The sequence below is a fragment of the Lactococcus taiwanensis genome, assembly GCF_017068355.1.
Lineage (GTDB): Bacteria > Bacillota > Bacilli > Lactobacillales > Streptococcaceae > Lactococcus > Lactococcus taiwanensis.
In genome coordinates this window covers 1,211,639-1,231,047 of the sequence record NZ_CP070872.1, presented here as the reverse complement: position 1 = coordinate 1,231,047, position 19,409 = coordinate 1,211,639, and the positions used below count along the sequence as shown (strand labels likewise).

The following is a 19,409-nucleotide window of genomic DNA, read 5'->3' as shown; positions in this document are numbered from 1 at the left end:
GTGATCAAACATGCAACCATATTCAACTCCATTTTATTTTCTTATCCTTGGTTTAGCATTGATTCCTATTATTGTTGCTCATCTTTGGGGTAAAAAACTAATGTGGTATCAAGTATTATTTACCCTCATATTTCTTTATTTAACTTTTTCTGATACAAGAACTCTCTGGGCACTGATTAGTTTTGGGATATATCAAACACTTCTTATTAAACTTTATGAGTGGTACCGGATTAAGCAAAAGAAAAATCAAGATGTTATATTTTATTTCGCCATCCTTTTAACAATGCTACCTCTTGCTATTGTGAAAATCCATCCTTTGATTTATCCAATGCCGCATCCCCCTTCCCTCCTTGGATTTTTGGGAATTTCCTACATTAGTTTTAAAACAATAGCCATGATTATGGAAATGCGAGATGGTTTGATTAAAGCGGTCCCTATAAAGGAATTTTTGTATTTTCTTTATTTTTTCCCCACTATTTCATCTGGACCAATTGATCGCTTTCGTCGTTTTACAAAAGAACTTAGTGCCCCGCTTACCCAAGACAAATATCTCGATTTTTTAAATAAGGGAATAACTCGAATTTTTCAAGGGTTCCTTTATAAATTTATCATTGGGTACCTTATTGATACTTATTGGCTGCATGGTATTGCGATTTCAGCAACATTGCATCCTAACTTTTGGAATATGACCCAATCTATGTATGCTTATGGTCTGTATTTGTTTTTTGACTTTGCTGGCTACTCGCTTTTTGCTATTGGGGTCAGCAATTTAATGGGTTATGACCTCCCTCATAATTTCAACAAACCATTTTTAGCAAAAAATATCCATGATTTTTGGCAAAGATGGCACATGACCTTGAGCTTTTGGTTTCGTGACTTTGTTTTCATGCGCTTAGTTAAAACCTTTATGGTTAAAAAATGGTCAAAAAACATGATCACAATTTCTAATATTGGGTATCTGACCAATATGCTTATCATGGGATTTTGGCATGGTATTACCTGGTATTATGTACTCTACGGAATTTATCACGCGCTTCTCATGATTGGTTTTGATGCCTGGAAGCGTCTAAAAAAACGTAAAAATTGGCATATTCCAGATAATAAATGGACGACCTCAATCAGTATTTTTATTACTTTTAATCTTGTCATGTTGAGTTTTCTGATTTTCTCAGGAATCCCAAATTATGCGATTATGCATAGTTTAGACCCCCATTACCCACTTCCTAATTTTTAATTATTAGGATAAACATATCATTTCATCTATAAGGAGAAGAAAATGCAAGAACAAATTTTTGATATTATTGAATCAGTGTCAGGGACAGACGAATTTCGTGAAGATTTAAACATGGACCTCTTTGAAGAAGGGATTCTTGACTCAATGAAAGCAATTATGCTCATTGTAGAATTAGAAGGAACATTTGATATCAGTCTTCCTCCATCAGAAATGGACCGTGAAGATTGGAATACAGCGTATAAGATTGTAGAACGCATTCAGGAAAAAATCGATGAAAATTAAAATTTTTAAAGCAGGAGCTCCATTGATTTTAGCTTTAATTTTAGTTGCTTCCTTAATATTTCTTCCTTTTAATATTGGGGGAAAGTATACTAAAAGAGAACTAACAGATTTTGCCCAATCACCATTGAATACCCCTAGTTTTACAGGATATTCTATAAAAAAACAAGCTTTTTCAGATCCAAGTTTCCTCCCTCTTTTAGGTTCATCAGAAATGGAACATGTCGATTCATTCCACCCGAGTGCCTATTTTTCAAAATATCCTGCTGGCTTTACCCCTTACCTCGTAGGACAACCAGGGACCACGACATTGACTCAATTTTTTTATGTGAATTCTGTTGCACATGAGCTAAAAAATCGTAAGATGGTTTTTATCATAAGTCCTCAATGGTTTTCTAAGTTAGGGATAGTTGAACCAGAGTTTAGAAATTTTGTTTCTAAAGGTGAAATTTATAGTTGGATGAAAACAGCTAATCCTAAATCAAGCACCACGACACAACTTGCTAAACATCTTTTACAGTTTAAATCATTGGAAGCAGAAGAGACAATTCACTCCGCACTTGAACGGCTAGCAGCTAAAAAATCACTGACGAGTTGGCAACGGTTATCAGTTAGCACCTCTCTACACTTTTGGAAGAAAGAGGACATTTTATTCTCTAAATTATCTCAAGGAGTTGCGGGAAAAATTGGTTTATCCCAAAAAATAAAGGCTTATGAAAAACACCTTCCAAAAAAAGCAGAAAGACAGGCTTTAGATCAACTGGCCTACGACCAAGGTAAGGAAAATTCAAATAACAATCCTTTCCAGATTAATAACAACGTTTGGAATAAAAGAATCAAGTCTAAATATAAATCAATCGAAAATAAAAAAGCAAATGTTAGCTATTTATCTAGTCCGGAATATCTTGATTTTCAGCAACTTTTGAACCTCTTTGCAAAAAATCATAACGATGTCTTGTTCCTTATACAGCCAGTAAACGGGACCTGGTCCAGTTATACGGGGGTATCGGAAGAGACACTGCAAGCCTTTAGCTCAAAGATTAAAACTCAATTACAAAATCAGGGGTTTAACCAGATTGCAGACTTTACCGATATGTACAATACGGAGTATGCTTCTGGAGATACTATTCACTTTGGACCAAGAGGTTGGTTGGCTGCTGATAGGGCTATTGAACAGTTTATGAAACAAGCAGCCAAACAGCACTATAAGATTAATAACAAAAAATTTTTAACCTATAATTGGGCAGCAAATACAGCTTTCTGAAACTGAATCAAATAAAAAATTACAAAAAGAATTGACAAAAAAACGTTAAATAGATATAATAGTTTTGGTTATGGTTATCATAGCCATCGGTAGGTGAGGCTACCACAGGGATACGGGTTGCTGCCGCAGAGTCGTGGAGACACGATGAGAGGGCCAACAGTTCATGTCGAAAAACAAGGCATGAAATAGTGCAACAACATTGCCCTGTGGAGCTAAAGCTTGAACGATGACAGGAACTGGTTCGCTTTATCATGCAATCTTTTTGGAATTATTCCCTTGTCTACGTTCAAGCACGTAGGCAAGGTTTTTTTATACTTAAAGGAGGTGAAAACGGAATGGAAACTCAATGTAATAACAGCTCTGACCCTGATAGGCCGCAGCTAAATAACAAGGTCCAGAAAACAATTTCCGTTTTCATTACCTTAATTTAATGTAGCCCGAAAGGCTGGGGCTGTACATCTAGAAAAAAATAAAAAAAAGAGGTACAGACCAATGAAGAAAATAAACAGAAAAGATTTTACAAGCACAGGAACTAGTCGTCAAGAAGAAGTTAATGCAAGATTAGTCAATGCAAAGAACGCAACAAAAGAAGAATTATTCCAAACTTACAACTCCTCTGATCGAGGAATCGAACATAACGAAGTTGAAGCTGCGCGTGAACGTTATGGCTCTAACAATATCACCCAAGGTAAAAAGATATCTTTTATCAAAAGACTCTACGAGGCCTTTGTGAACCCTTTTACTGCAATTTTATTTGTTTTAGCCCTTGTGTCAGCTTTCACTGATATTATCTTAGCTGAACCCGGTCAATCCGATCCAATGGCTTTAATCATCATTACAACGATGGTTTTAATATCAGGTGTCTTACGCTTTATTCAAGAAACGCGAAGTGGAAACGCTGCTGAAAATTTACTTAAGATGATTAAAACAACAACAAATATTCATCGAAAGGAAATAGGCAGTCAAGAACTCCCCATTGAAGAGGTCGTAGTCGGAGACATTATTCATTTATCAGCGGGAGATATGGTACCAGCAGATCTTCGGATACTGCAAGCCAAAGATTTATTTATAAGTCAGGCTTCACTTACAGGGGAGAGCGAGCCTGTTGAAAAATATAATGAAGTGCCTACGCAACAATATGATACCCTAACAGAGGTACCTAATCTTGCTTTTATGGGGTCAAATGTAATTAGCGGAAGTGCATTTGGAATAGTTATTGCTGTTGGAGATGATACTATTTTTGGAGAGATGGCTCAAACCGTTACAGAGAAACCCGATAAAACTACATTTGAAAAAGGGGTTAATTCAGTTTCTTGGGTACTTATCCGTTTTATGCTAGTAATGGTGCCTATCGTCCTGTTCATTAACGGTTTTACAAAAGGAGATTGGATGGAAGCAAGTCTCTTTGCTTTAGCCGTAGCTGTTGGGCTTACGCCAGAGATGCTCCCTATGATTGTAACGACTTGCTTGGCTAAAGGTGCTGTAGCGATGTCAAAAGAAAAAACCATCATTAAGAATTTAAATTCGATCCAGAATCTTGGCTCTATGAATATTCTTTGTACAGATAAAACTGGTACACTCACCCAAGATAAAGTAGTATTAATGTATCATTTAAACATTGATGGAAAAGAAGATGCACGTGTATTGAAACATGCTTTTCTTAATAGTTATTATCAAACAGGTTTAAAAAATTTAATGGATTTGGCAATTATCCAAGCGACAGAGGATAAACAAGTAGAATACCCTGAATTGTTAGAGTTGGAAAAGCAATATACAAAAGTAGATGAGATACCTTTTGATTTTGAACGACGCCGTATGAGTGTTGTCATCCAAGCGAACGCTGATAATAACTCAGAGACACAGTTGCTAACTAAAGGTGCTGTAGAAGAGATGCTCTCTATTTGTAGCCAAGTTGAATATGAGGGGAATATAGTCCCACTTAGTTCTGAAATGCGCACACATATCCTTTCTCAGGTTGAAAAGTTAAATGATGATGGAATGAGAGTTATTGCCTTAGCCAAAAAACTCAATCCATCTCCAATTAATACACTATCCATCAATGATGAATCGGATATGATTTTGATGGGTTATCTTTCATTTTTAGATCCCCCAAAAGAATCTACAGCAAAAGCTATTAAAGCTCTTAATAAGTATGGTGTTGAGGTGAAGATATTAACTGGAGATAACGATAGAGTTACACGTTCTGTTTGTAAACAAGTAGGTCTACCCGTAAATCGGATTGTTTTAGGGACAGACATAGATCAAATGAATGAACAACAATTAGAAAGTACCGCAAAAGAAGTGAGTGTTTTTGCCAAACTTTCACCTCAACAAAAATCTAGAATCGTTAGAGCACTTAGGAATAGCGGGAATAGTGTCGGTTATATGGGGGATGGAATTAATGATGCAGCAGCAATGAAAGCATCGGATGTTGGAATATCCGTCGATACTGCTGTTGATATTGCTAAGGAATCAGCAGATGTAATCTTACTTGAAAAAGATTTGATGGTGCTTGAAAAGGGGATTATCGAAGGGCGTAAGACATACGCTAACATGATAAAGTATATTAAAATGACAGCGAGTTCTAACTTTGGAAACATGTTTTCAGTTTTGGCAGCAAGTGCCTTTCTCCCTTTCATTCCAATGCTTTCGATTCATATTATTTTATTGAACCTGATCTATGATTTTTCCTGTACGGCTATCCCTTGGGATAATGTAGACGACGAGTATCTTGTTGTACCAAGAAAATGGGATGCTAGCTCCGTAAGTAAATTCATGCTTTGGATTGGACCTACAAGTTCAGTGTTTGATATTACAACTTACTTATTGATGTTTTTCGTCATATGTCCTGCTACATTTGGTGATTTTAGTACACTAACCCCTGGAAGCCCAGCATATTTAGGTTTCATTGCGCTCTTTCATACAGGATGGTTTGTGGAATCTATGTGGACGCAAACACTGGTTATCCATATGATCCGTACACCGAAAATTCCTTTTATACAAAGTCGTGCGTCAGCTTCGTTAACTTTGTTAACATTTTCGGGTATTGTTGGCCTCACTCTTATTCCATTCTCGCCATTTGGTACTTCTATCGGATTAACGCCACTTCCCATGGTTTTCTTCTTATGGTTGTTACTTACGGTAGTATTTTATATGTTGCTTGTAACTTTATTCAAAAAAATATTCATCAAAAGATACGGAGAATTACTCTAGAGTTAATCATAAAATAAAAAACACAGAAGTTTTATATTCTGTGTTTTTTTAATTATAATAAAGATATAAAAATTATGAAAGGTACAGTAATATGAAAAAACAAATTTTATTACCTCAGGAAATAGATGAGAATGCTAAATTGTTATTTTTAAATTCAGGTTATGAATTGGTTAAGTGTTCTGATATTGAAGTTGAGACTCTACGGGAAAAAGGTAAACAAGCTATCGGAATTATTGTTTTTGGGGGTCATTTTGGAGCAGAACAAATGGATGTCCTACCACATCTCAAAGTAATTGGTCGTTTTGGTGTGGGTATTGATAACGTAGATAGTGCAGCAGCAAAAGCCCGTGGAATAAAAATTGTGAATACTCCAGCGGCAAACAGCCATTCAGTAGCAGATGCAGTTTTGATGAGTATCCTCATGTTAGCAAGGGAACCTATGGCTGCTGACTGTTTCGTAAAACGTAAACTATGGTCAAGAAATATTTCTCCTGATAAAGCTTTAAGAATGGGACAAGAACTACGTAATTTAACAGTTGGTATAGTTGGGTTAGGTAGTATAGGCACAGAAGTGGCTACACGATGTTTGGCTTTTGGTATGCGCGTGATCAGTTATACTCCAAGCCAGAAAAAAATGCATCATGTAGAAAATGTTTCATTTGAAAAATTATTAGAAGAATCAGATTTTATAAGTCTAAACTGTGCTGGCAATTCCCAAACGTACCATTTAATAAATAAAGAAGCTCTATCAAGGATGAAAAACTCAGCTTATCTAATTAATTTTGCCCGCGGAAGTGTGATAGATACTACAGCTTTAGTGGAAGCTTTGCAAAAACAAAAAATCGCTGGTGCAGCTCTAGACGTTTTTGAAGAAGAGCCTCTGGATGAAAATGATCCATTACTTAGACTAGATAATGTGCTACTATTTCCCCACTTTGGATCTTCTACCAGCCAAGCAATTGAAAAAATATCAAAACAGTTAGCCAATAATATGATTAATTCTTTGTAAATTAAAAAATTTCTAATCGTTGAAAGCAGCCGTTAGCTTATGTTATAATGAGCTAGATATTAAGACAAAGTGAGTATATGATGCTGGAATTATCTAAGAATGAGCAAGATTACCTTAAAACGATTTATAACTTGGAAAAAATAACTTCAACGACTACAAAAAGTGTCAGTATTAACGCAATTGCTAAAAAATTATCAGTTTCTTCTCCAAGTGCTACTGAAATGGTTAAGCGTTTGGTTGCAAAAAATCTGGTATTGCATAAGCCATATTATGGTGTATCGCTCACGGATTTAGGTATTTCCCAGGCAAGGTTTATCATAAAAAGCCATCGTGTATGGGAAACTTTTTTATTTGAAGAAGTGGGTTATAGTATGGATGAAGTACACCATGAAGCAGAAGATTTGGAACATGCCTCGTCGCCTCGCCTCATAGAGGCACTATATGCTTTGATGGATTATCCAGTAGCTGATCCGCATGGATCAGAAATCCCAGCAGAATTATTTTGGTCTGAAAATGAAATCGAACTCTCACTTGACCAAGCAATGGTAAATAAAAATTATCGAATTACTAAAATTGATACAGAAGCAAAAACGTTTTTTAAAAAAATGGAGTTAACTCTTCCGCAGTTTCTCAAGGTGATTGAGCGACTAGAAGATAAATCTTTAATCGTCCGAGAAAAGGCTGGAAAAATGCTGCTGATTCCGTTTTATATTCAGCCTAAACTATGGGTTAGCGAAAGAAAATGAACTTTTTGCATAGGATATATGTGTAGTAAAAGAGATATTAAGCAAAAGAAATAGCTGCAGCAAGGAGATATAGTGACACAATTTTATTTTGTTAGGCACGGTGAAACTAGAACCAATAGTGAAGGTAGATTTAATGGGGCTACTGTAGATACTCCCTTAACAACTGAGGGGATTGCAAAAACAATTCTTTTAGGTGAGAACTTAAAATCGGTAGAATTTTCAGAGGTTTATGCCTCACCTCTATCTCGGGCATTAGAGACAGCTCATCTTTTGATGGAGAATAATTCAAAGCCTAGAGAAATCATTATTAAAGAGGAACTAAGGGAGATGGACTTGGGTAGTTGGGATGGTACTATAGTTTCAACAAACCAAAACCATCCACAATTTGATAATTATTTTCATCACCCAGAAATTTTTGATCCCTCTAGTATTGGGGGAGAAACATATACACATCTTATTCAGAGAGGTCAAAGAGTTTTACAGCAAATCTATAATAAAAACGAAAACAATAATGTTTTAATCGTTAGCCATGGAATTTTTCTAATGAGTGTGATGAAGTATCTTTTAGGAGAAAGTATTTCTGAAATAAGAAATACTCCGATGATTAGTAATTGCAGTTTAACTATTCTAGAAACAAGAAACGGGCAGATTTACAAAAAAATTCAGTGGAATAAAACTTTTGATTAAAGTTAACTTGCTGCTTAACTCCTAAAAAACGATTTGTAATTTACAAATCGTTTTTTTTTTAGGTTTATAAAATTATTGTAAAGAGAGAAGACTATCATGATATTCCTCCAACAGACTAAATCTAGTGGGTATAAAAAATCGTTGTATCCAGTTGTAAGGATTAAAAAAGTTAACTTGCTCTATGTCCAAATCGTAATAATCCTTTTTCATGAACTCAGGGAGTTTATCAATAGGATCAACCCCCAAAATAAAAATATTGTTTGGATGATAAAATTTGTAATGTTTAATAGCTTGATTTGTTGTGACTAATTTTTTCTTAAAAAAAAGTGATTCCATTGTTCTTAGAGTTAAACCCGTCTGATCCTTTTGCATAATTTCCAATATCCCTTTAGAAGAAACTAAAAAATTTAAAAACTGTTTATATGGAATATAACCTTTATTGTCATGTCCCTTATCTCCTTCAACAATAAAAAGATTAAGTGAAATTTCTCTTTTTTGACATTCTTCCATGATGAGCTGAGCGATTTTTGAGCGACCCTTATTATTACCACCAAAAAACAAATCATATTTAGGAGTTTTTTCTTCTAGGGTAATACAAGGTTTGTAAAAGGTTGAGTTATGAAAAATATTATGCTTTTTTGCTTCTATAGGATCAAAACTGTAGTACTCATCAATCAAATTTGAGTATCTCGAACGCTGAAGTAACCTTGCTCGAGACCCAGTGAGGTGGTTCCAGAAGAAGAGAGCAAGTTTAGCGTTTGTGTAATTTTTAACTATTTTAGGGTAATAAATTTGGAAGCCTGAATCTAGAAAAATTATGAGTTTATAATGTGATAACTTAAGTCTACCCAATGGACTATTAGTGAAGGCAATTAGATTTTTTCCTGAAATAACATCTGCTTCATCTAACGAGTCAAAAAAATAAAGGTGAGCATCTTTTGCTACAATCAGTACGTTTGAGAGTTTTTCCATTTGAAGACCTCCGATTCCATTAGAGTGATTAAACCTATTGTAGAATAAAATTTCTGAATATTCAAAAATGTTGTTTAAAAACTACAATTCATACATTATAAATTTGACAAACATGAAAGCGCATGCTATATTGAAATGACTAACTTAATAAAAAAGGGAGTGATTTTAATGAAAAAAGAAGACTTTTTGGAACGAATCAAAGGTGGTATCATTGTATCCTGTCAAGCATTACCAGGTGAACCATTATATAGTGAGGTGGGAGGAATTATGCCTTTCCTTGCCAAGGCTGCGGCGGAGGCTGGAGCGGTTGGGATTCGAGCGAACTCTATAAGGGATATCAACGAAATCCAAAAAATGGTTGATTTACCTATCATAGGTATTATCAAAAGAGATTATTTACCAGAAAAACCGTTCATTACACCAACCATGAGAGAAGTTGATGAGCTTGTAGCTATACAATGCGAAGTTATCGCTCTTGATTGTACTTTAAGAAATCGGCATGATGGACTTACAATTAACGAATTTATAAGAAAGATAAAGAAAAAATACCCTAACCAATTATTTATGGGAGATTGTGCTACTTTGGAAGAGGGCATAAATGCTTATCAAGCGGGAATAGACTTCGTAGGAACAACGCTGAGTGGTTATACAGATGAAAGTAAAGTGCAAGAAGGTCCTGATATCGAATTAATCAAAACTTTGCTTAATGCACAAGTTCCTGTTATAGCTGAAGGAAGGATACAGACTCCAGAACAAGCAAAAGCAATAATGAATTTAGGCGTAGAGGCAGTGGTTATCGGTGGTGCAATAACACGCCCATTAGAGATTGCACAACGTTTTGTGAAAGCGGTCAAAACTTCTTAACATTTGAGACACTTTATTCCTAATTTCTGGAGGATCAAACGATGATTTGATCATGTCTACTTAAATAAGATTGTTCAAATTCAATATTTTTAGAACAAGTAAACATTTAAGGAAATGAGGCAAATATGAAAAAAAATAACCAAGCTGTTATCGAGAGCGTCATGATTCTTATCTTCGGTATCTTATTATTGTTAATACTGGGAGCAGTTGCTGATAAGCTATAGAGTTCCGTGAGGCTATATAATATCATAGTGAAAAGGCCCTTAAAAATAAAGGTCCTTTTCATAGTAGAGGAATAAATAGCATAAATTACTTAATCACTTATAACATTTGTATATGAATAATTTCCTTTATTCTCTTATTAACTCCCCATTGTGTAATTTTAATAAATAAGGGATAAGCATGATGAGACCTGCTACAAAGGCAATTCCTTCTGTTAGCGTCATTGACCAAATGAGGCCAGTTAATCCGTAAAAATGGTGTAGAATAATGACGATAGGGATATAAAGAATCCCTTGAATAGTAGACATTACCGCAGTTTGGGCACCTAGACCAGAAGCTTCGAAAATTCCAGTGAATAAACCAGAAAAACCATTAAAGACAGATGAAACCAGTTGTGCAGCTAGTACGATTAAGCCCACTTTGATTACTGCACTATCATCAGTAAAGAGTTGTATGACAGGAACTCTAAAAAGATAGACAATTAAAGCAAAGAGAATAGAAATTCCGCCAATCCAAAGGGTTAATTCTTTAAGAGCTTCTTTTAATCGTTGAGTATTGTTTGAAGCAAAACTATAGGCAAAGAGTGGAATGGCCCCTAAAAAGAGTCCCATAGTCAAAAATTCAGGCAGTTGAGTAATCCTGAGGGCAATTCCAAAGCTAGCAAGAACATTATCACCATATTGAATAGAAAAGTGATTTAACAAAAGTGTTGTGACAATCATAAATGCTGATTTAAAAATTTCTGCAATTCCAATTTTATAGATTTCAAATTGGTCTTTTAAACTGATTTTAAAATGCTTTAAAAATCCTTTAAGCGATTCGCTTTTATTTTCTAAAAACCAGACATAATAAGCAGTAGAAGCTAGATTTGCGATCACCATTGAAAGTCCAGCCCCAATGACATGAAGATTTAAAACTAGGATAAAGAGGGCATCTAAGACAATACTAGTAGCAACCCCAACGAACATTCCATACATTGATTCTTTTGAGGCGCCTTCTGCACGAACTAATTGTTCCAGTCCATAGTTTAAAATCATACTAAAACCACCACCTAATAAAACTGCAGCATATTCTTTAGTATAAGTAAGAGTTGCAGCGTCTGCTCCTAAAATATGAGCGATCGGACTTAAAAAGAAAAGAGAAACAAGCCCAATAAGCAAACCAATGGTTAAACTCATATAGAAAGAATAACCAGCGATTTTCTTTCCTTTTTCTTTATCGCCAGAACCTAGCAGGCGAGTAATAAAGGTTCCACCTCCGACACCAAAAAGGTTTCCGATGGCCATAAAAGCAATGGTTATTGTTAGACCTAGAGTGATTGTTGACATCATATTTGTGTCATGGACAAGGCCGATAAAGTAGGCATTGATTAAGTTATAGATTGTTGTTGCGGAAATTCCAATCATCATGGGAATTGATAAGTGAGCAATTGCTTTTCTGATGGGCGCTTCCTTAAGATAATAAGAGTTGGATTTTTTACTCATTTTTATTGTTCTTCTTTCTAATTACCTGATATAATATTAGAACTATAATAGTTAGAATTCTAATTTACAATGGTTATGATAACTTAATATATATTAAAAGTCAAATATTAACTATTAGAAATCTAATTATTAGTTTTTGACAAATCAGTTAAATAAATTTATACTAAGGAGTAAGAACTAGTAAACTAAACAGTAGGAGTTGTCATGACTAACACAATCTATTCAAATTTAATTCGCTCTATCTCGCAAAAATCGATGGTAGCTTCTAACCAAGCGATGAAAGATTTAAAAATTAATCAGCAGCAAGCAAGGGTAATCGCCTATATTGCAGAGAATCAAGATAAGGGTTTGATTCAAAAAGATTTAGCAGAAGTCTTTCACAGGAGAGGTGCTAGTATTACCAGTATGCTCCAAGGATTAGAAAGAAATGGATATATTGAAAGACGAATACCTAAAGATAATGAACGACAAAAAAACCTCTATATTTTGCCAAAAGGACTAAGCATCGTTCAACAGATTAATCAGATTTTTGATAGATCAGAAAGTAATTTAATTAGCAGTCTAACAGAAAACGAAAGAGTTGAACTTTTAAGGATTCTAGAAAAAATAGACCAAAATTTGTAAATGCTTTAGAAAGTATAGTTGTTGAAATATCTCGTATAGAAATATGGAGAATAGATGAAAAAGAAAAGTTTAGTATTAGGAATATTAGTTAGTTTAGTAATGATCTTATCAATTGGAGTAGATGCTGATGAGATTGGTAGTTCTATAAATCTAGACGGGCAGAATATTATTTTAGAGGCACCCATTAAAGCAGGAAAAGATGAGGCAGAAACTACTGAAACTCCGAGTGAACCTTTATTATCTGGAAAAATTAGTCAGAGCTCTTCACGAGCATTAACACCAATAGGTTCTGTTGCTATGTATCGTATTTACAATGCAAGGAGTGGGGAACATTTTTATACTTCAAGTTCGTATGAACGAGATTCACTAAGGAAAATTGGGTGGAATTATGAAGGTGTAGGTTGGCAAGCCCCTACAACAGGAACCCCTGTTTATCGCCTCTATAATCCTAATAGTGGGGAGCATTTCTATACTGTGAGCTCATATGAAAGAGATAATTTAAAACGAATTAAATGGCGTTATGAAGGAATAGGTTGGTATTCATATGCTGGGGTTAGAAAAATTCCAGTTTATAGAATGCATAATCCTAATAGTGGTTGGCACCATTATACTTTAAGTTCATATGAGCGTGATTCACTTAGACAGGTGGGATGGCATTACGAAGGGATAAGTTGGTCAGCAGTTGGGCAAGGTCAACCAAGCTATGAGGATTATCGTCTATTAGGAGTGAACAATTATAATCAATATGTATTAGGTGCCCCTAGTGGGTGTGAAGGAGCTTCTCTTTTACAAGCACTACAATATAAAGGTAAGCTTATAAATTGGGGGTTAATACAATTTTTGAAGACGATACCTAAATCTCCAGATGGTAACCCTAATAACGGTTTTGTAGGAAGTCCCTTTATAGAAAGTAGCAGTGTTTATTCTGCTATATATCCAGCTCCTCTTACAGCCTGGGCAAAGAAATATGGAAATGTCCAAAATATTTCAGGAAGTTCAGTATCCTCCTTAGTCAATCAGATAAAGATTGGAAATCCCGTTATTACCTGGGTAACAATCAATTTTCAACCAGTTCGTTGGGGAGCATGGCCGTTTGGAGCAGCTGTTAATAATAATCATGCTGTTACGCTAGATGGATATAACAAATCGAGTAATCAGGTACATGTTTCTGATCCAATCAGTGGTTCATATTGGTTAAGTAAAACGATTTTTGAAACCATCTACAATACCCGTAAATATGCGGTTGTAGTAAAATAACTAATTATACTGAATTAGTTTAAAACAAATAAATACCCTGCAGGAGTGATGTATTGCAGGGTATTTATTTTACGGATATGGTTAGTTTTATAAATAGTCAGAAGTAAGTATTAAACATTTGGGTGTATTATACGGGCTTAATACTTAATCGGAGTCTGGATTTTTAAAAAATTTTATAATACTTAATACAAGCCATCCAAAAGAATTGTCCTTTTGTCCCAATAATCGAAAATTTAATTAATTATGACTTTAAAAGCATACGAATAGTTTTGATCCAAAAACAGAACCTATAGCTTTCACTGCTGTGAGGCGTCGATATTGGGGGCATACTCATCGTCTTGCAGAAACTCATCTGAGTAAAAAAATAATGTATTTAGGATTTTATACGATTCATTCGCAGTTAGTCAATCTATGAATAACATACTATTAATGGATTGCGAGATATTTTTTTGCTATAATTATAAACTGGAGTTTATGAACGGTAGTCTAATCGGAGACGGTGCTCACGATTATTAAAGGGCCAGTGGTCACTGATCATAAAAAATTTTTGAACATTTATCAGGCTTTGATCTTCATAATTATTTTTACAATTGAGTAATTTTATAATTCCGCCCTAGTAAACTTTATGCGGTTCGTACAATATATGTAAAAATTTAATTTTTAGCTCTTGAATATAAATTATCGTGTCCTATCATATTTTAAGTTGTTGTTTTTCCAATTTCATCTGAGCTTCCACTCGTAATATGTAGAAAAGAAATGAAGTTTTAAATATTTATCGTTTTTTATCCAATGTCAAATTGCTACAGTAATCCAATCATACTAACATAGCTAAATTTTACCATATAAACGAATAAATTAATTGATATATGCTTAAAATATTTTTTGAAGGAGTAGAGAATATGCAAGTTTTAAGAAAGAAAGTCTCCACGTGTATTTAAATAGATCAGGAAGCTAAGCACCCCATAGATTGGTGAATATATCTTAATGGAGATTTTTAATAACCAGAAATAATTTAACAGCCAAACTAATAGAACAGTGATCAGAAGTAGTGGTCATCGCTCCTAATAATGAAAGTGATAAGAAAATGTTTACCACGGTTTCGAAAAGAATATCGAGGTAACTAAGAATATATATATGAAAAAACAAGTAGCGCTCGCTGTACTAGGAGTTATTCTTTTCCCTAGTGCAGCTCCAGTAGTTGCGGGAACTAATCCTGTGGCTTTAAATCAAGGTTTAATTACAAAATACTTAGTGAGTAGTGATAGCTTATCTTCTCGAACCAGTGCTACTCCAGCCATTTATGATAGGACGTCAAGTGGTTCGAATGATTATGAAAATCAAGAGCAAAAATCAAAAATCATCACTCCGACTGCGATTCAAACCAAAGGTGTTATAAATAATGTTAAAGGAGAAGTTACTGAATCCGATTGTATAGCTTCTGGTACTTTTGGTACTTCGCCTTGGCGATTAGATACTGATGGAGTGTTGCACCTTCAAAGTGGAAAGTTTAGTTATAACAGTAATAAGGGAAGCATGCTCTCTCCTTGGAACGAATACGAAGATAAAATTAAGCAAATTACATTTGAAGGACTAGTAACAGCTTACTCAGACTCATCATATTTATTTGCAGATTTAGGAAGCTTGGTTCAAATTAATAATTTAAATTTACTTGATACCTCTCAAGTTACTAACATGTCAGGCATGTTTTTTTATCAGAGGACTAATAGTCATTTAATAGGCTTAGATTTGTCAAATTTTGATACTTCCAACGTTACAAACATGAGTAGCATGTTTTCTAAAGTAGAGCTAGCTAATTTAGACCTATCAAATTTTGATACTTCCAACGTTACGAATATGAATAGCATGTTCTCGGGTGCAAGATTAGGCAGCTTGGATATATCAAGTTTTAGTACATCCAAAGTTATAGACATGAGCAGTATGTTTTCTAATATAGAACTAAACAGCTTAGATCTATCAAATTTTGATACAACTAATGTTACGGACATGAGTAGTATGTTTTCTGGTTCGAGACTAAGCAGCTTGGATGTATCAAATTTTAATACTTCAAAAGTTACTAATATGTCAGGCATGTTTATGAACAGTTCTGACAGTGATTTATCAGGATTAAAAGAGATAGATTTGTCAAGTTTTGATACCTCTAACGTTACTGTTATGTCTCGAATGTTTTTTAATTGTGGAGGACTAACAGGCTTAGATTTATCGACCTTTAATACCAGAAGAGTACAGAGTATGAAGGATATGTTTTCTTTTATCCCTCGTTATTTTAAAAAATTAACATTAGGACCTGATTTCATTTTTGGTAGTGGCGCAGGTTTGCAAGATATTACACGCTATACTCCTACAGGTAAATGGCAAAATGTAGGGACTGGTACAGAGAGCTCTCCTAATGGTAAAAACATTTGGTCATCTGGTGACTTAATGACCAATTATGATGGATCGAATGATGCTGATACTTATGTGTGTCAGCCTAGTCTGGGTAAGGCTGCTGATGTAACTATAAAATATATAAATGCGGATGGTTATGAGATTCATAAACCTCAAATCATCAGCGGGGATTTAGGAAAAACTTACGACGCTTCAGGAGATACTTATAAATTATCGATTGATGGATATACTTTGGATAGTACAAAACTTCCAGATAATGCAACTGGAGCACTAAGTGATACAGCTCAAATTATAACATACAGATATGAAAAGAATAAGATGACTCCTTCTCCGGCAAAGCCTCAGAAAGGAGACGATAAAAGCAAACCCTTCATTGCCCTAGCTTCTGGAGCACTTTTAACGTTATCTGTTAGTTCTTCAGCAATTATAATAAAAAAAAGAAAAGGTATTCGAGATGAAAAATAGCATTTAATGCATCTGAAATAATTCTATGTTACCGGAAATTGAGAAATTAAAAAAATTAGCAGTCTCGAAAGAGGCTGCTTTATTATGTTAAGAAGTAAGGGGTTGAACAGGCATAGATGAGAGTTAAAGGTTTAATCTTTCCTCAATATTTGACGTTATAGAATATATACAAATTCATTAAAAAAATATATTGAACGAGTGGAGATTATAGAATCTGGTTTATGAACAAGTTGAGAACCCTTTTATTTTATAATCACTGTTTTGATTCTAGCAAGGCGCTTAAGGAAGTATGTATACTTCAAATATCGCAGAAAGTAAGTTAAATTGTTATATACTCTATAAAGATTTACTTAAAAAATTTATTATGATTTAGCTCTATCGCTTACAATACGGGAGTTGTGTATTATAAAATACATCTATCTACCCTAAATTTGATAATGGGGGTGGCGTACAAATATAAAGGGGATGATTATGAAAAAAACATTAAAACAGAACATATTGTCACGAGTGCTCGTTTGTTCTACCTTTAGTTTCTCTATTTCTTGGTCAGAAAGGTTATGTTTGGCAATATACATATCCATGTATCATCTCATAAGTTATCCAGCTTATAGGAGGGTAACTAAACTGCTTCAATAATAGATTAAGACGGCGCGTGAGTGCATCAGGAGAGATAAGCTTACCTTTCGGAGTCAGAAGGTTTATCGGAAAAAGGAAAATATGTCATGACGATCATTCACAAAGATTGGAAAAGGCAAATAAAACTTTTAAGTTTTATTTAATTAACATGAAATTTATGATAAAATAATACTGTAAAACCTCATGCGTGACAAATAGAGTAAGGAGTGAAAAATGCATGATGAAGGAACCTCTGGGGGATTAGCAATCTCCTTAACGCTTAGTGCTTTCTTGATTATATGGTTTGTGATTAAATTTGGTAATGTTGTTATGCAAATTAACTTAAAAAGGAGTAACACTTATGAAAATGAAAAATTTATTGATGGTTGTTGGTGCAGCTGCTACATTCGGAGCTGTTTCAATAATCACGACACAGGTTCATGCAGACACTAGCGTCCCAGTTTATCGTTTATATAACAAGAATACTGGTGAACATTTCTACACAAAAAATTCGGCTGAACGAGCCAATCTAAATCGTGTAGGATGGCGAGATGAAGGGTTGGGTTGGAATTCCGCAACTTCCGGAAAAGCTGTCTACCGTGTTTATAATCCAAACGCACGTGGAGGAGATCACTACTACACCTTGAGCAAATACGAAGCTCAAAGTCTTGTCAGTAAAGGATGGCGTTGGGACAATGGAGGAAAAGCTGCTTTCTACTCAGGCGGAAGTACTAACCTCTATGTAGCCTACAATCCAAACGCTCAATCTGGTTCACATAATTATACGACCAACACCTATGAACAAAACAGCTTACTAAATGTGGGTTGGAAGTATGGGGCTGTCGCTTGGAAAACAATGGGGACCCCAGCAGCTACCGTAGCTCCAAAGAAAGTGGATGTTAATGTTACAGGTGTCGGAGGATCAGAACAAAGTGTCCCCGGTTCTTATCGTTTTCTTTATTCAAATAAAGCTTTTGATAACAAGAACTTATCAACTCCAGCAGCTATTGAGTTTTCTGCGGACGTATCATTATCTGGGGGAAGTAGTGATTATGAAAATCAATTTGTAATTGCTGGCAATTCAGGAACTACAAGTGGTCAAATTGGAGTGGAACTACATTATCAAGCAGGAAATGATAGCAACTTTGCACAAGGTAGAATTAATGTAACGACCATAAACTTTCCTGCAGGAGCTGGAACTTCAGGTCAACAATTCTATTCCGTTAAAACAAATGCCCCACGCATTGCTAATAGTCAAAGTGTGAGGTTACAAGTTAAATATTTTACATCTGGTTACATGCAAACTTTTGTTAATGGGACCTTAGTGGGTCAATATAAGTCTAAACTGGTACCTGGTGGGAATGCGTATATTCTTCATGACTATACGAATGCAAAATCTACAATTAAAAATATTCAAGTCAAAAAGAATGGTAAAATTGTTAATCCGGTTACACAAGGAAGTAGTCCTTTGACTAGCCAAACTTTTACTAATAAAACGTTAGTAGCAGCATATTAAGGTGTCGTTATCTGTTTGTTTGGAGCAAATCTGCTGGCTTAGCAGATTTAGCAGATAGAGTTGGCGTCAGTGGAAGCTATCGCCATTTACATAGCAAGTTTGTATGCTAGAATAGAATAGGCCACTAAGTGTCCCAATATTTAAAAGCTAACTAATTACAAAATAAGTATAGAATTGTTCCTAAAAGGAGCAGTTTTTTGATGTAAAAATTATAAAATATTTGAGGACTAGGTAAATGAAAAGGTATTTAAGGCATTTGAGAAGAAGGCATCCTAAAGGTTATTGGATGGAGCTTTGTTTAAGTGTAATTATAGGAGTCAGTTTTATTGTAGCAGTCCTCATCTAAAACTGTATTTGAACCAAACTTATTCTCAATTTACTGTATGGCTTTAAGCATGGCCAATTTCTTTTCTTCTGGATCATTCATTTTGATGGAACTCAGTTCATAAGATGTTCCAGCTAATTCTATTGTTGGAGGAGTTCCTGCAAAAATAATAAGGAAAATACTTTAAAGATAAAAAATTCAGAGAATAAATACTTCACTTGAGTTTT

The 19,409-nt window shown here is 34.7% G+C and carries 14 protein-coding genes and 1 riboswitch; of the genes, 12 read left to right on the top strand and 2 right to left on the bottom strand.

What is annotated here, in order from left to right; genetic code table 11:
- The first annotated feature begins 10 nt into the window (after nt 1-10).
- From dltB to JW886_RS06040, 7 genes are all read left to right on the top strand, one after another.
- Entirely contained in the window at nt 11-1,234 is a 1,224-nt protein-coding gene (gene dltB / locus JW886_RS06070) for a D-alanyl-lipoteichoic acid biosynthesis protein DltB (RefSeq protein WP_205871576.1), read from the top strand.
- A 42-nt stretch (nt 1,235-1,276) separates the two neighbouring features.
- On the top strand, nt 1,277-1,516 hold the full coding sequence (gene dltC / locus JW886_RS06065; RefSeq protein WP_075525687.1) for a D-alanine--poly(phosphoribitol) ligase subunit DltC: 240 nt from the start codon (nt 1,277-1,279) through the stop codon (nt 1,514-1,516).
- A complete protein-coding gene (gene dltD / locus JW886_RS06060; protein WP_205871575.1) occupies nt 1,506-2,777 on the top strand; it encodes a D-alanyl-lipoteichoic acid biosynthesis protein DltD in 1,272 nt (423 codons plus the stop codon). The genes dltC and dltD overlap by 11 nt, the downstream gene beginning before the upstream one ends.
- Before the next feature lie 78 nt (nt 2,778-2,855).
- Nucleotides 2,856-3,015, top strand: a riboswitch (M-box (ykoK) riboswitch).
- Nucleotides 3,016-3,269: 254 nt separating this feature from the next.
- Complete coding sequence (gene mgtA / locus JW886_RS06055; RefSeq protein ID WP_205272385.1) at nt 3,270-5,990, top strand: magnesium-translocating P-type ATPase; 2,721 nt, start codon at nt 3,270-3,272, stop codon at nt 5,988-5,990.
- 91 nt (nt 5,991-6,081) lie between these two features.
- The gene (locus JW886_RS06050) at nt 6,082-6,999 is read left to right on the top strand and encodes a phosphoglycerate dehydrogenase (protein WP_205871574.1); all 918 of its coding nucleotides are present in this window, start codon (nt 6,082-6,084) and stop codon (nt 6,997-6,999) included.
- 80 nt (nt 7,000-7,079) lie between these two features.
- Nucleotides 7,080-7,745 (top strand): metal-dependent transcriptional regulator, encoded by a 666-nt coding sequence (locus JW886_RS06045; protein WP_205872494.1) that lies wholly within the window; start codon nt 7,080-7,082, stop codon nt 7,743-7,745.
- A gap of 72 nt (nt 7,746-7,817) precedes the next feature.
- On the top strand, nt 7,818-8,432 hold the full coding sequence (locus JW886_RS06040) for a histidine phosphatase family protein (RefSeq protein ID WP_075525683.1): 615 nt from the start codon (nt 7,818-7,820) through the stop codon (nt 8,430-8,432).
- 72 nt (nt 8,433-8,504) lie between these two features.
- On the opposite strand, the gene JW886_RS06035 is transcribed toward JW886_RS06040, so the two are convergent.
- Nucleotides 8,505-9,404 (bottom strand): WaaS/CpsH family glycosyltransferase, encoded by a 900-nt coding sequence (locus JW886_RS06035; protein WP_205871573.1) that lies wholly within the window; start codon nt 9,402-9,404, stop codon nt 8,505-8,507.
- 168 nt (nt 9,405-9,572) lie between these two features.
- Between JW886_RS06035 and JW886_RS06030 the strand changes: the two genes are divergently transcribed.
- Nucleotides 9,573-10,268 (top strand): N-acetylmannosamine-6-phosphate 2-epimerase, encoded by a 696-nt coding sequence (locus tag JW886_RS06030; RefSeq protein ID WP_205872493.1) that lies wholly within the window; start codon nt 9,573-9,575, stop codon nt 10,266-10,268.
- Nucleotides 10,269-10,618: 350 nt separating this feature from the next.
- On the opposite strand, the gene JW886_RS06025 is transcribed toward JW886_RS06030, so the two are convergent.
- Entirely contained in the window at nt 10,619-11,974 is a 1,356-nt protein-coding gene (locus JW886_RS06025; protein ID WP_205871572.1) for an MATE family efflux transporter, read from the bottom strand.
- 204 nt (nt 11,975-12,178) lie between these two features.
- On the opposite strand from JW886_RS06025, the gene JW886_RS06020 reads away from it, so the two are divergent.
- The 4 genes from JW886_RS06020 (at nt 12,179) to JW886_RS09885 (ending at nt 18,857) form a co-directional block, all read left to right on the top strand.
- A complete protein-coding gene (locus JW886_RS06020; protein WP_075525679.1) occupies nt 12,179-12,598 on the top strand; it encodes a MarR family winged helix-turn-helix transcriptional regulator in 420 nt (139 codons plus the stop codon).
- A gap of 99 nt (nt 12,599-12,697) precedes the next feature.
- A complete protein-coding gene (locus JW886_RS06015; RefSeq protein WP_241003801.1) occupies nt 12,698-13,855 on the top strand; it encodes a C39 family peptidase in 1,158 nt (385 codons plus the stop codon).
- 1,134 nt (nt 13,856-14,989) lie between these two features.
- Nucleotides 14,990-16,726 (top strand): BspA family leucine-rich repeat surface protein, encoded by a 1,737-nt coding sequence (locus JW886_RS06010; protein WP_205871570.1) that lies wholly within the window; start codon nt 14,990-14,992, stop codon nt 16,724-16,726.
- A 976-nt stretch (nt 16,727-17,702) separates the two neighbouring features.
- Nucleotides 17,703-18,857, top strand: coding sequence for a hypothetical protein (locus JW886_RS09885; RefSeq protein WP_240188639.1), 1,155 nt, complete (start codon nt 17,703-17,705; stop codon nt 18,855-18,857).
- The last annotated feature ends 552 nt before the right edge of the window (nt 18,858-19,409 follow it).

Excerpts from the sequence above, each read along its gene's own strand:
- dltB (WP_205871576.1), top strand. The coding sequence starts at position 11 with ATGCAACCATATTCAACTCCATTTTATTTTCTTATCCTTGGTTTAGCA.
- dltC (WP_075525687.1), top strand. The coding sequence starts at position 1,277 with ATGCAAGAACAAATTTTTGATATTATTGAATCAGTGTCAGGGACAGAC.
- dltD (WP_205871575.1), top strand. The coding sequence starts at position 1,506 with ATGAAAATTAAAATTTTTAAAGCAGGAGCTCCATTGATTTTAGCTTTA.
- mgtA (WP_205272385.1), top strand. The coding sequence starts at position 3,270 with ATGAAGAAAATAAACAGAAAAGATTTTACAAGCACAGGAACTAGTCGT.
- JW886_RS06050 (WP_205871574.1), top strand. The coding sequence starts at position 6,082 with ATGAAAAAACAAATTTTATTACCTCAGGAAATAGATGAGAATGCTAAA.
- JW886_RS06045 (WP_205872494.1), top strand. The coding sequence starts at position 7,080 with ATGCTGGAATTATCTAAGAATGAGCAAGATTACCTTAAAACGATTTAT.
- JW886_RS06035 (WP_205871573.1), bottom strand. The coding sequence starts at position 9,404 with ATGGAAAAACTCTCAAACGTACTGATTGTAGCAAAAGATGCTCACCTT.
- JW886_RS06030 (WP_205872493.1), top strand. The coding sequence starts at position 9,573 with ATGAAAAAAGAAGACTTTTTGGAACGAATCAAAGGTGGTATCATTGTA.
- JW886_RS06025 (WP_205871572.1), bottom strand. The coding sequence starts at position 11,974 with ATGAGTAAAAAATCCAACTCTTATTATCTTAAGGAAGCGCCCATCAGA.
- JW886_RS06020 (WP_075525679.1), top strand. The coding sequence starts at position 12,179 with ATGACTAACACAATCTATTCAAATTTAATTCGCTCTATCTCGCAAAAA.
- JW886_RS06015 (WP_241003801.1), top strand. The coding sequence starts at position 12,698 with ATGATCTTATCAATTGGAGTAGATGCTGATGAGATTGGTAGTTCTATA.
- JW886_RS06010 (WP_205871570.1), top strand. The coding sequence starts at position 14,990 with ATGAAAAAACAAGTAGCGCTCGCTGTACTAGGAGTTATTCTTTTCCCT.
- JW886_RS09885 (WP_240188639.1), top strand. The coding sequence starts at position 17,703 with ATGAAAATGAAAAATTTATTGATGGTTGTTGGTGCAGCTGCTACATTC.